Raw genomic sequence first — 14,181 nt, 5'->3', positions numbered from 1 at the left:
ATGAAACCGACCCGTCTGCTGTTGACCTGGCTGGGCGTACTGCTGGGCTTGAGTATTCTGCTGGGCGCTGCGGCAGCGTTGCAGTTCAAGGTACCCGATACCTTGCACTCCGTGACATGGGGGTTGCTGCTGGCATTGTTGCTGCTCACCGTGCTGGACGCGCTGCGCCAGCACCGTCGACCGTCCCCACGCGTGCAACGGCAGATGCCTGGCAGCCTGGCGCTGGGACGCTGGGGTGAAGTTCGCCTGGCCCTGGAACATGACTATCCACAGCCGCTGACAGTCCAGGTGTTTGATCATGTCCCCGACGGGCTGACAGTAGAGAACCTGCCTCAATCCGTAGTGCTGCGCCCCGGTGAGCGCAGTGAGCTGGGGTATCGCCTTCGCCCGCTGCGGCGTGGGCACTTCAGTTTCACCCGCTGTGAAATCCACCTGCCCAGCCCCTTGGGCCTGTGGTCGGCACGGCGCTTTGTTGAGGTCAGCGATGTGACCCGCGTATATCCGGATTTCGCCCGGCTATACGGTGCGCAACTGCTGGGTGTGGATAACTGGCTGAGCCAGTTGGGGGTGCGTCAGCGCCAACGTCGGGGGTTGGGCCTGGAGTTTCATCAACTGCGCGAATTTCGCGAGGGTGACAGCCTGAGGCAAATCGACTGGAAGGCGACCGCACGGCAACGCACCCCCATCGCCCGGGAATACCAGGATGAGCGCGACCAACAAATCGTGTTCATGCTGGATTGCGGCCGGCGCATGCGTAGCCAGGATGACGAGTTGTCGCATTTTGACCACGCCCTCAATGCTTGCCTGCTACTCAGCTATGTCGCGTTGCGCCAGGGCGATGCGGTGGGGCTTTGTACCTTTGCCGGTGACCAGCCACGCTACCTGGCACCGGTCAAAGGCGGCAGCCAGTTGAACCTGTTGCTCAACGCGGTATACGACCTCGACAGCACCCAACGAACGGCCGACTACCAGGCGGCGGCAAGCCAGCTGTTAGCCCGGCAAAAACGTCGGGCACTGGTGATTGTGGTCACTAACCTGCGAGATGAAGACGATGAAGCCCTGCTGAGCGCCGTCAAGCGTATCAGTCGCCAACACAGGGTACTGGTGGCCAGTTTGCGCGAGGAAGTACTCGATCAATTGCGCCAATCCCCGGTACAAACCTTGCCGGAAGCACTGGCCTACAGCGGTACAGTCGATTACCTCAATACTCGGGACGAACTGCACGACCGTTTGAGCGCACACGGCTTGTCAGTGCTGGACACCGTGCCATCAGAGCTGGGTGCAGCGTTGGTAACACGCTACCTGGGCTGGAAGAAAGCCGGCGTCTTCTGAAAAGCGCATGACCACGGCAGGGGCAACAATGCCCTGGTCGTGTCGATAGCACGCTGTGTCTAGGCCGAAGCCTGCAAGGGATCAAAACTGAAGTAATGCAATAAAACGTTGATCAACTGCCCAAATTCCTCGGGCGCCTGGAGCACGCGGAACCCGGAATCGTAATGCTGCGGGTTGATATCTTCATGGCTCCAGAGGCAGGTCGCCGTGATGTCGATTTCATGGAACGTGTCGTCAGCAATTGGAATCTTCAAGCGCAACTCGAAGTCCACGTCGACCATCATGGGCAATTGGCTGATCAACATCAGCCCATCTTCCGAGGCATTCCCCAAAAAACCGATGGGCTTGTCTGTGAGGCGGTTAAATACTTGAAGGAAGTAAGGTAGTTGATGCCGCTCGATCCGTCGGTCGGTAAACATGTTGAGATCGCCATCCAATGGCCATGAATCGGCCGTGCCAGTGATTCGGAACGAGCAAACTCCGCCCGCTCTCCCTGGATCTCGGTGTGACAACAGCCAATGTTCTGTCACTAAACAGCTACCAAGTCCGGGCCTCGCATTCATTCGAATTTAAACTTGTACAAATGAACATTCAAAGAATAGCCCAAGACTGGCAACGGGCCAGTTAGGAAATGACGAATATCATTATAAGGAGGCAGGACGCGGCTGAGCGGCACTTGCACCGGGGTAATGCCCCAGCTGTTGCAGGGTGTCGAGCCGCGCACGCGCACGATAAGCGTACTCACTCGACGGGTACTGATTGATGATGAATTGATAGGTCTGCACCGCATCCACGAAAAGTTTCTGCCGCTCCAGACACTGCCCGCGCAACATCGAGACTTCCGGCTGCACATAACGCCGGGTACGGCTTTCGCGGTCTACCTGCGACAACTCCAGGGTGACACGCTGGCAATCACCAACCCCATAGGCGCGGTACGCGTTGTTCAAATGATGGTCCATCGACCAGCGGGTGCAGCCGACAACACTGACGGCCAGGGCAGCAATGAGCAAAATTCGCATGAGGGTTCTCCTGTCTTGTGCAGTGTATCGACCCCTCGTCAAAAATCTTCAAGGTCGTTCGGCGCGAAAACAAGCCAATCATCGATAAGTAGTGCAAACGAACAATGACTACAACGAAAGAGCATAGTAGCCTTCCTCAGCGCTTGAACTCAGGAGTCTGTGCATGTCCGTCCGTCGTACCAAAATCGTCGCCACCCTTGGCCCGGCCAGCAACTCGCCGGAAGTCCTCGAACAGCTGATTCTGGCTGGTTTGGACGTTGCCCGTCTGAACTTCTCCCACGGCACCCCGGACGAGCACAAGGCTCGCGCCAAGCTGGTGCGTGACCTGGCCGCCAAGCATGGCCGCTTCGTAGCACTGCTGGGTGACCTGCAAGGCCCGAAAATTCGTATCGCAAAATTCGCCAACAAGCGTATCGAGCTGAAGATCGGTGACACCTTCACCTTCTCCACCAGCCACCCGCTGACCGAAGGCAACCAGCAAGTCGTGGGTATCGATTACCCGGACCTGGTCAAGGATTGCGGCGTCGGTGACGAACTGCTGCTGGACGATGGTCGTGTGGTGATGCGCGTCGACACCGCGACCCCGACCGAACTGCATTGCACCGTGATCATCGGCGGCCCGCTGTCCGACCATAAAGGCATTAACCGTCGCGGCGGTGGCCTGACGGCGCCGGCCCTGACTGAAAAAGACAAGGCCGACATCAAGCTCGCCGCTGAAATGGAAGTGGACTACCTCGCCGTGTCCTTCCCGCGCGACGCAGCCGATATGGAATACGCCCGCAAACTGCGCGACGAAGCTGGCGGCACCGCCTGGCTGGTGGCGAAGATCGAGCGCGCCGAAGCCGTGGCCGATGACGAAACCCTCGACGGCCTGATCAAGGCTTCCGACGCCGTGATGGTTGCCCGTGGTGACCTGGGCGTGGAAATCGGCGACGCCGAGCTGATCGGTATCCAGAAGAAGATCATCCTGCACGCACGCCGCCACAACAAAGCGGTGATCGTGGCGACCCAGATGATGGAGTCGATGATCCAGAACCCGATGCCGACCCGCGCCGAAGTGTCCGACGTGGCCAACGCCGTGCTCGACTACACCGACGCCGTGATGCTCTCGGCGGAAAGTGCTGCCGGCCCGTACCCGCTGGAAGCGGTTCAAGCCATGGCGCGTATCTGTGTCGGCGCCGAAAAGCACCCGACCAGCAAGACCTCCAGCCACCGCATTGGCAAGGTGTTCGAAAGCTGCGACCAGAGCATCGCCCTGGCCGCCATGTACACCGCCAACCACTTCCCGGGCGTGAAGGCGATCATCGCCTTGACCGAAAGTGGCTACACACCGTTGATCATGTCGCGCATCCGTTCCTCGGTGCCGATCTACGCGTTCTCCCCACACCGCGAAACCCAGGCCCGTGCGGCCATGTTCCGTGGCGTGTACACCGTACCGTTCGATCCGGCTTCGTTGCCGCCGCACGAAGTCAGCCAGGCTGCCATCGACGAGTTGATCAAACGTGGCGTTGTAGAGAAAGGCGACTGGGTCATCCTGACCAAGGGCGACAGCTACCACACCATCGGTGGCACCAACGGCATGAAGATCCTGCACGTTGGCGACCCAATGGTCTAAGTGAAACGCTGAACAACAAAAAGCCCCGTCATTCAGATGACGGGGCTTTTTGGTTTCTGGCGTAAGCCTATTGACCCGCGCTCACATTAACCGGTGTACAGGACGGATACTTGCCACAGAGCGTGAAGTCCCGATAAGCCTTCTGCACAATCCGGCCGCCGTCGCGCAACCGCGCAGCTTCAAGTACCTCCAGCAAATGCGCACGCCCCAGCTGCAGAGGGACTTCCTGCGGCGCATAGTGCAGGCCGATGGGGTTTTCGACATAGGGCGCCCGCTGTTCAATGTGCGAGCCCAACACATGCGTCACGGGGCGGCTGTCGGTGAAGTCGACTAGCCGCTGCATGCTGTCCTGCATGACCTGCGGGTCGGGGTCGTTCACGTAGATCCGTCCGGGATATACAAAATCTCCGGTCAACAGCACGGCGGTTTGGCGGTCGTATACGGCAATACTCGTCGGGTCGTGCCCCGGTACAGGCACAATATCGAGAATGCGCCCGCCAAGATCATAGGCGACGCTTTGTCCAGGCCAGCGGGTAATGCCAAAAAAGCCCTTGAGCGCCCCAACATCATCCGGCTTGAGGAAGGTTGTACCCGGCCGGTTGGCAAACTGGGCGTCCCCCGCGACATGATCCGCATGACCGTGCAGGTGCGTCACGACCAATGGAATGGATTGGCGCTTATTACGCGCCAGCCATTGGTTGATCACCTGGTCGACTGCCCCCACCACATTCGGCACACGACCACTCGCCGGGGCCGTATCGTCAGCCGCTCCGGTATCAAAAAGGATTGCCCGTTCCTGACCGAATATCAGGTACAGAAATGGCTTATCACTGCTCACGCAGCCCGACTGGCGCAGTATGTAAAGGTTGGCGTTGTAGGAATGGACCTGGAAATCATCGCGAAACGTCGCGCACTCGGGCCCCGCGCTGAACCATTTGGCAGGCAACGAACCGGCCTCAAACACAGGCCCCGCCTGTGACGCTCCGGCAATGACGAGCAACAGGCCGGCCAGTGCCAGCCGGCACTTGAGCAGGCTCAAGAATGCACCCCACTGAACGCCAGTTCACTGTCCTTGATATTCGCGATCGGGCCCAGTATTGAGCCATCGAACGGCCTGGGCTCACGCCCTGCAGCGTAGAGCTGTGGCAAGTCTGGGTTACTCAGAGCGCCTTCGCCCTGGGCGATAAGGTCGGCACCGTCGTGCAACGCGTCATTGGCTCGACCGATATCGATCAGGCTGCCATTGGCAATAATCGTGAGTTTCGGTGCGTAACGCCGCGCCAGCGCGACCAGGGTCGCCTGCCCTTCGACAAACGCTGGCTGCCAGGCTCGATACTCGCTGACATGGATGAAGTCCGCACCGGCCTGCGCGAGGGACGAGAAAATCACCTGCGCATCCGCCTCGCCACCTGGCCACTTGTAGTCGAAGTCATTCACCTTGCTTTGCGAAATGCGAATACCCACCGGCACCTCATTGCCCAGTTCGGCTTTGATCGCTTTGACGATATCCACCAGCAACGCCATACGCGCGTGGATGTCGCCGCCCCAGCGATCCTCGCGTTGGTTGGTGTAAGTGGTCAGGAATTGATCGAGCAGATAGCCGTGGGCGCCATGGATTTCAACACCATCAAAGCCGCCGATGTGCACGGCACGCGCCGCCGAGTCGACAAACCCCTGAATCACTTCAGCGATTTGCGCTTCGCTGAGTTCGACAGGCTCCTGGTAGCGACCGGCACCGAAGTAAAAAGGCATTTGCTCACCCATCGGCTGAACCGCCGAAGGCCCGGCACTGAGCTCACAGAACCGGTTGCCCTGGCTCAGCGCCCCGGCATGCATGAGTTGCGCGAACACCGTCGCGCCCTGTTGTTGAAGTGCCTGGTTGGTCGCTATCCACGAGCATGCCTGCGCGTCAGTCACCAGGCCCGGCTGATACAGGTAACCCTGCGAAAACGCCCGGTCGGTGTACAGGCCTTCGCTGATAATCAGCCCAAAACCGCCCTTGGCAAAGCGCAGGTAATAGTCGTGCATGGCCTGTGTGAGCAGCCCATCGGCCGTAGCACTCACACGGGTCATGGGCGCTACGGCAAGGCGGTTCGGCAGCGATGCTTTTTTAATAACATATTTGGATAAAACTTTTTGACTCAAATCAGTCATGCTTACGCACTCCACACGCAACGTTTCCAGTGGCCGCGAAAGCTAACGCACGCTCCATGACTGCTCAAGCACACGCCCGGTGAAGGCGCTATAACGGATACCGATATAATCATGCAGACTTCAGACCTGAGGCTGTTTCTAGCCGTCACCTCAACGGGCAGCCTTTCAGGCGCTGCACGCCAGCTCGACGTGACGCCGATGCAGGTGTCGCGCCGAGTAGTGGCGCTGGAAGAAGAGTTGGGGGTGCGCTTGTTCCACCGTTCGACTCGCTCGGTGTCACTTACCGCCGAGGGCGAAGCGCTGCTGCCCCATGCCTTCGCCATGAGCGAGGCGGAGGAAAACGCCCGGCGTGAACTGGGCCAAACCTCAAGCCGGGTATCCGGCGTATTGCGGGTGAGCACCCCGAGTATCTTCGGCCAGTCCATCGTCCTGGCGTTGCTGCCGCGCCTGCTGGCGGATTACCCGGACCTGAAGGTCGAGGTCAATATCAGCGAGCAGATGGCCGATATTGTTGCTCAAGGCATGGATGTCGCGCTGCGCATCGGCCCGTTGCCCGATTCGGAACTCATCGCCCGAAAAATCACGGTCAACCCGCGAGTGATCTGCGCCTCGCCCGAGTATCTAAAGCGACGCGGCCTGCCAACCGTCGCCAGCGACCTCGACGCCCACGACTGCATCATTCTGGACAGCGCGCCGCGCTGGCCGCTGGTGATTGATCAAAAACTGCAGCCCAAGCGCGTGCGTGGGCGCTTTCAGACCTCCAGCGTCGATTCGGTAAGGGCCGCAGCCCTCCAGGGGCTGGGCCTGGCGCTGCTGACGTGCGTGGATGTGTGCCGGCAACTCAAGGACGGTTCACTGGTGCAAGTCCATCTGCAGGATGCGTCCCTTGAAGAGCTGGCGGTATGGGCCATCATGCCAAGCCGGCGTTACGTGCCGGCGCGGGTCAAGGTGTTCCTTGAGGCGCTTGAGGCCGACCTGGCAGAACTGCCGATTTGATCATTGCCGATTGATAAACCCCGACAGCGCCGCAATCGCCTCCGGCGACTTGAGACGCTGAGTAAACAAAGCGCCCTCTTCTTCAATCACTTTGCGCAATTGCTCGCGATCGACACTTTTCATCAATTGCTTGGTGACCTGCACCGCCCCCGGCGCCAGGCGTTCAAAACGTTCGGCGACTTCCCGCGCCTTGGCCAGCGCCGCTTCACCGCTGCCCAACGCCTCGGTGGCAACCCCCCACGCCACGGCCTGCTCGCCGGTAAAACCCTCACCCAACAGCAACAGTTCAGCCGCTTTCGCATGCCCCAACAGCCGCGGCAGGATCAGGCTCGAACCAAACTCCGGACACAGCCCCAAGTTGACGAATGGCATGCGCAACCGTGCATCGCGGCTGATATACACCAGGTCGCAATGCAACAGCAGCGTCGTGCCGATCCCCACCGCCGCGCCCGCCACGGCGGCGATCACCGGTTTTCGGCAGTTAAGCAGGCTTTTCATAAAGTGGAACGGTGGGCTGTCGAGGTCGGTGGGGGGCTGCTCAAGAAAGTCACCGATGTCATTGCCGGCGGTAAAACAATCACGGCTGCCCTGGATCAGCACGGCATTCACCGAGTGATCGGCGTCGGCTTGCTCCAGTGCCTCGGCCAGCTGTGTGTACATGGCGCGGGTCAGGGCGTTTTTCTTGTCGGGGCGATTGAGCTGCAGGGTCAGCACCCCACGCTCACGCAGCTGTTGGATGGCGTCGGTCATGGCGGGTCTCGCGGCGATGGGGTTCAGCGCTCAACCACGGGGCAGGAACACGTCGGCCAGCAGTTGATTGCGCGGCAGCCCCGCCAGAAACAGGCGCTTGGAAAACGCCTCGACGCTGGCAGGGTGCCCGCAGAGTAAGGCCAGAGTTTGCCGCGAAACAAGCCGCAGTTGCGCCAATGCCTGGGTCAACTCAGCCGCCGTCCACAACTCCACCGTCAGGTTCGGATGCTGCGCCGCCAGCGCCGCCAGGGGCTCGGCCAAGTAATGCGCGTCAGCATCATGGGCCAGGTGAATCACGCGGATGGCGCCCTGGTGATCCTGGCGCAACGCCTCACGCAACACGCCCCACAGAGGCCCCAAGCCGGTGCCGGAGGCCAGCAGCCATAGCGGGCGGGCTTGCCAGTCGGGATCATATTGCAGTGCGCCGCCACGCAATTCGCCCAGTCGCAGAGGGTCGCCTACCTGTAACCGGCGGGCAATATCACTGAATTGCCCCGGCTGACGGCAATCGAGATGAAACTCCAGGAAAGCATCCTCCTGGGGCAGGCTGGCCAGGGAATACGGCCGCGCCACCTGCCCCGCCCACACCACCAGGTGCTGGCCGGCGCGATAACGCAGGCCGCGCTCCGGTTGCAGGCGCAGGCGCAGCACATTCACAGTCAACCAGTCGGCGCCCACCACCTTGGCCGGCAAACCGTCACGCAGCGGGTCAAACGTTTCGACCTGCAAATCCCCGCTGACCTGGCACTGACACGCCAGGCGCCAGCCATCCTGGCGCTGCGCCGGGCTCAGGGCATCGGGTTGCTTGTCCTGGACCTCACCCCGGCAACGCACCAGGCAGGCATGGCAACTGCCCGCCCGGCAACTGTAAGGCACGGCCACACCCGCCTGGTTCAAGGCATCCAGCAGGTTGCTGCCGGTGGCTACCGACCAGTGGCGTTCGCCGACGTGCAGTTCAGGCATATAAAGGCTCAAACAGAGTGAAGATCGCTAACGATACCGCGAGCGGCTTGATTGTGGGAGCGGGCTTGCTCGCGAAAGCGGTGTGCCTGTCGACCTAGAAGGTGGCTGATACTCCGCCTTCGCGAGCAAGCCCGCTCCCACATTGAACCCGTGTTCAGACTCATCAGAGTTTGACCATAGTCGGGTGTATCGGCCACCGCGCCGGGTTATACTGCCGCGCCTTTTTAGCGTCGCGCCTGCACCACTTTGGCGTGCCTTGGAAAGGTGAGCTCAGCCGACCGATGCAACACTGGGCTCACCTTTATTGAATGTTCCCTTATAGAGGAGCGCGACTCATGACCGTGATCAAGCAAGACGACCTGATTCAGAGCGTTGCCGACGCCCTGCAATTCATTTCCTACTACCACCCCGTTGACTTCATCCAGGCCATGCACGAAGCCTACCTGCGCGAAGAATCGCCGGCAGCCCGTGACTCCATCGCCCAGATCCTGATCAACTCGCGCATGTGCGCCACCGGCCATCGCCCGATCTGCCAGGACACCGGTATCGTCACCGTGTTCGTGCGCGTGGGCATGGACGTGCGTTGGGATGGCGCCACCATGGGCCTGGACGACATGATCAATGAGGGCGTGCGTCGCGCCTACAACCTGCCGGAAAACGTCCTGCGTGCATCCATCCTGGCCGACCCGGCCGGCGCGCGTAAAAACACCAAGGACAACACGCCTGCGGTCATCCACTACTCCATCGTCCCGGGTAACACCGTGGAAGTGGACGTGGCGGCCAAGGGCGGCGGCTCCGAGAACAAGTCGAAAATGGCCATGCTCAACCCGTCCGACTCGATCGTCGACTGGGTGCTCAAGACCGTTCCGACCATGGGCGCCGGCTGGTGCCCGCCGGGCATGCTCGGCATCGGCATCGGCGGCACCGCCGAGAAAGCGGCGGTGATGGCCAAGGAAGTGTTGATGGAATCCATCGACATCCACGAGCTGAAAAAACGCGGCCCATCCAACCGTATCGAAGAGATGCGCCTGGAGCTGTTCGAGAAGGTCAACCAACTGGGCATCGGCGCCCAGGGCCTGGGTGGCCTGACCACCGTGCTCGACGTGAAGATCATGGACTACCCGACCCACGCCGCCTCCCTGCCGGTGTGCATGATCCCCAACTGCGCCGCCACCCGTCACGCGCACTTCGTGCTCGACGGTTCGGGCCCGGCGTCGCTGGAAGCACCACCGCTGGACGCCTACCCGGAAATCGTCTGGGAAGCCGGCCCGTCGGCCCGTCGCGTCAACCTCGACACCCTGACCCCGGAAGAAGTGCAGAGCTGGAAGCCGGGCGAAACCGTGTTGCTCAACGGCAAGATGCTCACCGGTCGCGACGCGGCGCACAAGCGCATGGTCGAGATGCTGAACAAGGGCGAAACCCTGCCGGTGGACCTCAAGGGTCGCTTTATCTACTACGTTGGCCCGGTTGATCCGGTGCGCGAAGAAGTGGTTGGCCCGGCTGGCCCGACCACCGCCACGCGGATGGACAAGTTCACCCGTCAGATCCTCGAGCAAACCGGCCTGCTGGGCATGATCGGCAAATCCGAGCGCGGCCCGACCGCCATCGAAGCGATCAAGGACCACAAGGCCGTGTACCTGATGGCCGTGGGCGGCGCCGCTTACCTGGTGGCGCAAGCCATCAAGAAGTCGCGTGTAGTCGCTTTCGCCGAACTGGGCATGGAAGCGATCTACGAGTTCGACGTGAAAGACATGCCGGTCACCGTTGCGGTGGACAGCAAGGGCGAGTCCGTGCACATCACCGGTCCTGCGATCTGGCAGAAAAAGATCAGTGAAAGCCTGGCGGTAGAAGTGCAGTAAGCACCCTCCCGCAAGGAAAAAGGCGACTGCGGCCCATGGCCCAGTCGCCTTTTTTATGGCTGAAGCGGTTATCACGACGAACTCGACCCTGTGGGAGCTGGCTTGCCTGCGATGCAGGCACCTCGGTTTTTCAGTGACACCGAGGTGATGCCATCGCAGGCAAGCCAGCTCCCACTAAAGCCCGCTCGCCACACCACTGACAGCGTGCATGCTATGGTGCACTCCCCTCACCGCGCCTGTTCATCACCGTATGATCGTGATCCCTCGCCCTCTGCGCCTGACCTTCTATTCCCTGCTGATCATTGCCGGTGCCGTGCTGGCCGCCGCCTTGGCCACGCGCCATGCCGAGCGCCAGGCGCTGGTGGACGATGCCGCTCGCGCCAATCAGCAGCTCGCGCTGTACGCCAACTCGCTGCACACCCTGATCGAACGCTACCGCGCCCTGCCCGCCGTGCTGGCGCTGGACTCGGAAATGATCAGCGCCTTGAAGGGTCCGCTGGACACCAAGACCCAGGACCTGCTCAACCGCAAACTGGAACGCATCAACGGTGCCGCACAATCCTCCACCCTGGAACTGATGGACCGCACCGGCCTGGCCGTGGCCGCCAGTAAATGGAACCTGCCGAGCAGTTATGTCGGGCATAACTACGCGTTTCGCCCGTATTTCAGCCAGACCCTGAGCCAGGGCACAGGGCGATTTTATGCAGTGGGGGTGACCACCGGGATTCCGGGGTACTTCCTCTCCAGCGCGGTCGTCGATGAACATGAACAGTTCCTCGGCGCCATGGTGGTGAAGCTGGAATTCCCTGAACTTGAACGCGAATGGGCCCAGGGCAATGACCTGCTGCTGGTCAGCGATGCGCGGGGCATCGTGTTTATCGCCAATCAGCCGGGCTGGCGTTATCGCAACCTGCGGCCGCTGTCGGCCAGTGACCTTGCCGAACTCAAGGCCACCCGCCAATACGACAAGAAACACCTGCAGCCGCTGCAAACCAGCACCCTGCAACGCTTCGACGAAAACAGCCACCTGATGCGCGTCAATGGCCCCGACGGCAATGCCAATTACATCTGGGAATCCCTGCCGCTCAAAGCCGAGGGCTGGACCCTGCACCTGTTGCGCAAACCGCAGTTCGCCTTTGAAGACCAACGCAACGCCGGCCTGGCCGCCGCCGGCTCCTGGCTGGCACTGGTGTTCCTGGTGCTGTTCCTGAGCCAACGCTGGCGCCTGGCCCGTTTGCGCCAGCGCAGCCGCGAAGAACTTGAGCAGCTTGTGGAGGAACGCACCCAGGCGCTGCGTACCGCTCAGGACGGTTTGGTGCAATCCGCCAAGCTGGCGGCGCTGGGGCAAATGTCCGCCGCCCTCGCCCATGAAATCAACCAGCCGCTGACTGCCCAGCGCATGCAGCTGGCGACCCTGCGCCTGCTGCTGGACCACGGCCGGGTGGACGACGCCTACCAGGCGCTGACCCCGCTGGACGACATGCTCACGCGCATGGCCGCCCTCACCGGCCACCTCAAGACCTATGCGCGCAAAAGCCCCAGCGGACTGCGCGAACGCCTGGACCTGGCCACGGTGGTCGACCAATCGCTGCACCTGCTCGATGCACGCCTGCGCGATGAAGCCATCGGCGTGGTGCTCGACCTGACCCGGCCCGCGTGGGTGCGCGGCGATGCGATCCGCCTCGAACAAGTGCTGATCAACCTGCTGCGCAACGCCCTCGACGCCATGGCCGACAAGCCGCGCAAACGCCTGGCAATCCGCTTGCATGCCGACCAGCAGCTGTGGCAACTGACCGTCAGCGACAGCGGCGGCGGAATTGCCGACGAGCACCTGAACAGCGTGTTCGACCCGTTCTTCACCACCAAGCCGGTGGGTGACGGGCTCGGCCTCGGCCTGGCGGTGTCCTACGCCATCGTGCATGAACTGGGCGGGCGCCTGAGCGCCGCCAACCACAACGACGGCGCAGTATTTACCCTGACGTTGCCCATCGAGCTGGAGACGCCCGACCTATGTTGAACGCGGTGATTGTGGTCGATGACGAAGCCAGCATTCGCACGGCCGTCGAGCAATGGTTAAGCCTTTGCGGCTTTGACGTGCAGTTGTTCAGCCGCGCTGAAGAATGCCTGGCGAAGCTGCCCAAGGACTTTGCAGGAGTGATCCTGAGCGACGTGCGCATGCCCGGGCTCAGCGGCCTGGAGCTGCTGGCCGAAGTGCAACGGCGCGACGCCGACCTGCCGGTGATCCTGCTGACCGGCCATGGCGATGTGCCGATGGCCGTCGAAGCCATGCGCGACGGCGCCTACGACTTTCTGGAAAAACCCTTCAGCCCCGACGCCTTGCTGAACAGCCTGCGTCGCGCCTTGGACAAACGCGGGCTGATCCTCGAGAACCGCCGCCTGCATCAACAGGCTGATCATCGAGCGCAACTGGAATCCAGCCTGTTGGGCGTGTCGCGTGGCTTGCAGAATTTGCGACGCCAGGTGTTGGACCTGGCGAGCTTGCCGGTCAACGTGCTGATCCGTGGCGAAACCGGCAGCGGCAAAGAGCTGGTCGCCCGTTGCCTGCATGATTTCGGCCCACGGGCCAAGAAGCCGTTTGTAGCGCTCAATTGCGCAGCCATTCCCGAGCAGCTGTTTGAAGCCGAGCTGTTCGGTCACGAAAGCGGCGCGTTCACCGGCGCCCAGGGCAAACGCATCGGCAAGCTGGAATACGCCCACGGCGGCACGCTGTTCCTTGATGAAATCGAAAGCATGCCGCTGGCCCAGCAAGTGAAACTGCTGCGGGTGTTACAGGAGCAAAAACTCGAGCGACTGGGTTCCAACCAAAGTATTCATGTGGATCTGCGCATTATCGCCGCCACCAAGCCGGACCTGCTGGAGGAAGCCCGCGCCGGGCGTTTTCGCGAAGACCTGGCGTATCGGCTGAACGTCGCGCAATTGCGCCTGCCGCCGCTGCGCGAACGCCGCGAAGATATCCCGCTGCTGCTCGATCATTTCGCGCAAAGCGCCGCCGAGCGCCTGGGCCGCAGCGTCGAGCCGCTGAGCGGCGCGCAACTGGGGCGACTGCTCAGCCATGACTGGCCGGGCAATGTGCGTGAACTGGCCAACGTCGCCGAACGCCAGGTGCTGGGCCTGGGCGAACCGGAGCCGGAAGGTATCGAGCCTGGGCAATCCCTGGCGGCGCAGCAGGAAGCCTTCGAGGCCCACTGCCTGAAAGCCGCGCTGACCCGGCACAAGGGCGATATCAAGGCGGTGCTGGCTGAGCTGCAACTGCCTCGGCGCACCTTCAATGAGAAGATGCAGCGGCATGGGTTGGTGCGGGAGATGTTTCTCTAGTGACCTTTCGGGCGCCATCGCGGGCAAGCCCGCTCCCACATTGGAAGGTATTTACAGCTCAAACATGTGGGAGCGGGCCTGCCCGCGAAGAGGCCGGCAGCCATAAGCGGATTTCCGCTCATCCACCACAAATCATCAGCGACTTTCCGCTCAAAAA

At 61.6% G+C, this 14,181-nt stretch carries 12 protein-coding genes; 6 read left to right on the top strand and 6 right to left on the bottom strand.

Going from position 1 to position 14,181, the window contains the following annotated elements; genetic code table 11:
- The gene (locus tag LRS56_01345; protein WDU63257.1) at positions 1 to 1,332 is read left to right on the top strand and encodes a DUF58 domain-containing protein; all 1,332 of its coding nucleotides are present in this window, start codon (positions 1 to 3) and stop codon (positions 1,330 to 1,332) included.
- Positions 1,333 to 1,391: 59 nt separating this feature from the next.
- Here LRS56_01345 and LRS56_01340 read toward each other — a convergent pair whose 3' ends face one another.
- Together LRS56_01340 and LRS56_01335 are read right to left on the bottom strand one after the other, a co-directional pair.
- Positions 1,392 to 1,751 (bottom strand): PilZ domain-containing protein, encoded by a 360-nt coding sequence (locus tag LRS56_01340; GenBank protein ID WDU63256.1) that lies wholly within the window; start codon positions 1,749 to 1,751, stop codon positions 1,392 to 1,394.
- Positions 1,752 to 1,976: 225 nt separating this feature from the next.
- The gene (locus LRS56_01335; GenBank protein ID WDU63255.1) at positions 1,977 to 2,351 is read right to left on the bottom strand and encodes a tetratricopeptide repeat protein; all 375 of its coding nucleotides are present in this window, start codon (positions 2,349 to 2,351) and stop codon (positions 1,977 to 1,979) included.
- Positions 2,352 to 2,514: 163 nt separating this feature from the next.
- Here LRS56_01335 and pyk point away from each other — a divergent pair, with 163 nt between their 5' ends.
- Complete coding sequence (gene pyk, locus LRS56_01330; GenBank protein ID WDU63254.1) at positions 2,515 to 3,966, top strand: pyruvate kinase; 1,452 nt, start codon at positions 2,515 to 2,517, stop codon at positions 3,964 to 3,966.
- 67 nt (positions 3,967 to 4,033) lie between these two features.
- Here the strand turns inward: pyk and LRS56_01325 are convergent, their stop codons facing one another.
- Both LRS56_01325 and LRS56_01320 read right to left on the bottom strand, forming a co-directional pair.
- A complete protein-coding gene (locus LRS56_01325; GenBank protein WDU63253.1) occupies positions 4,034 to 5,005 on the bottom strand; it encodes an MBL fold metallo-hydrolase in 972 nt (323 codons plus the stop codon).
- Positions 5,002 to 6,120, bottom strand: a complete 1,119-nt coding sequence (locus LRS56_01320; GenBank protein WDU63252.1) for an NADH:flavin oxidoreductase — start codon at positions 6,118 to 6,120, stop codon at positions 5,002 to 5,004. The genes LRS56_01325 and LRS56_01320 overlap by 4 nt, the downstream gene beginning before the upstream one ends.
- Before the next feature lie 111 nt (positions 6,121 to 6,231).
- Between LRS56_01320 and LRS56_01315 the strand changes: the two genes are divergently transcribed.
- Positions 6,232 to 7,116, top strand: a complete 885-nt coding sequence (locus LRS56_01315; GenBank protein ID WDU63251.1) for a LysR family transcriptional regulator — start codon at positions 6,232 to 6,234, stop codon at positions 7,114 to 7,116.
- Here LRS56_01315 and LRS56_01310 read toward each other — a convergent pair whose 3' ends face one another.
- Both LRS56_01310 and LRS56_01305 read right to left on the bottom strand, forming a co-directional pair.
- On the bottom strand, positions 7,117 to 7,866 hold the full coding sequence (locus LRS56_01310; protein ID WDU63250.1) for an enoyl-CoA hydratase-related protein: 750 nt from the start codon (positions 7,864 to 7,866) through the stop codon (positions 7,117 to 7,119).
- A gap of 30 nt (positions 7,867 to 7,896) precedes the next feature.
- Positions 7,897 to 8,829: an iron-sulfur-binding ferredoxin reductase gene (locus LRS56_01305; GenBank protein ID WDU63249.1), complete on the bottom strand. Its 933-nt coding sequence runs from the start codon at positions 8,827 to 8,829 to the stop codon at positions 7,897 to 7,899.
- 335 nt (positions 8,830 to 9,164) lie between these two features.
- Here LRS56_01305 and LRS56_01300 point away from each other — a divergent pair, with 335 nt between their 5' ends.
- From LRS56_01300 to LRS56_01290, 3 genes are all read left to right on the top strand, one after another.
- Positions 9,165 to 10,688, top strand: coding sequence for a fumarate hydratase (locus tag LRS56_01300; protein ID WDU63248.1), 1,524 nt, complete (start codon positions 9,165 to 9,167; stop codon positions 10,686 to 10,688).
- Positions 10,689 to 10,938: 250 nt separating this feature from the next.
- Entirely contained in the window at positions 10,939 to 12,705 is a 1,767-nt protein-coding gene (locus LRS56_01295) for an ATP-binding protein (GenBank protein WDU63247.1), read from the top strand.
- Positions 12,699 to 14,024, top strand: a complete 1,326-nt coding sequence (locus LRS56_01290; GenBank protein ID WDU63246.1) for a sigma-54 dependent transcriptional regulator — start codon at positions 12,699 to 12,701, stop codon at positions 14,022 to 14,024. The genes LRS56_01295 and LRS56_01290 overlap by 7 nt, the downstream gene beginning before the upstream one ends.
- Positions 14,025 to 14,181 lie beyond the last annotated feature (157 nt).

It is taken from the genome of Pseudomonas poae, assembly GCA_028869255.1.
GTDB lineage: Bacteria > Pseudomonadota > Gammaproteobacteria > Pseudomonadales > Pseudomonadaceae > Aquipseudomonas > Aquipseudomonas poae_C.
This window is presented reverse-complemented; position numbering and strand designations above follow the sequence as displayed.

Excerpts from the sequence above, each read along its gene's own strand:
- LRS56_01290 (WDU63246.1), top strand. The coding sequence starts at position 12,699 with ATGTTGAACGCGGTGATTGTGGTCGATGACGAAGCCAGCATTCGCACG.
- LRS56_01340 (WDU63256.1), bottom strand. The coding sequence starts at position 1,751 with ATGTTTACCGACCGACGGATCGAGCGGCATCAACTACCTTACTTCCTT.
- LRS56_01335 (WDU63255.1), bottom strand. The coding sequence starts at position 2,351 with ATGCGAATTTTGCTCATTGCTGCCCTGGCCGTCAGTGTTGTCGGCTGC.
- LRS56_01305 (WDU63249.1), bottom strand. The coding sequence starts at position 8,829 with ATGCCTGAACTGCACGTCGGCGAACGCCACTGGTCGGTAGCCACCGGC.
- LRS56_01320 (WDU63252.1), bottom strand. The coding sequence starts at position 6,120 with ATGACTGATTTGAGTCAAAAAGTTTTATCCAAATATGTTATTAAAAAA.
- LRS56_01295 (WDU63247.1), top strand. The coding sequence starts at position 10,939 with ATGATCGTGATCCCTCGCCCTCTGCGCCTGACCTTCTATTCCCTGCTG.
- LRS56_01315 (WDU63251.1), top strand. The coding sequence starts at position 6,232 with ATGCAGACTTCAGACCTGAGGCTGTTTCTAGCCGTCACCTCAACGGGC.
- pyk (WDU63254.1), top strand. The coding sequence starts at position 2,515 with ATGTCCGTCCGTCGTACCAAAATCGTCGCCACCCTTGGCCCGGCCAGC.
- LRS56_01345 (WDU63257.1), top strand. The coding sequence starts at position 1 with ATGAAACCGACCCGTCTGCTGTTGACCTGGCTGGGCGTACTGCTGGGC.
- LRS56_01300 (WDU63248.1), top strand. The coding sequence starts at position 9,165 with ATGACCGTGATCAAGCAAGACGACCTGATTCAGAGCGTTGCCGACGCC.
- LRS56_01310 (WDU63250.1), bottom strand. The coding sequence starts at position 7,866 with ATGACCGACGCCATCCAACAGCTGCGTGAGCGTGGGGTGCTGACCCTG.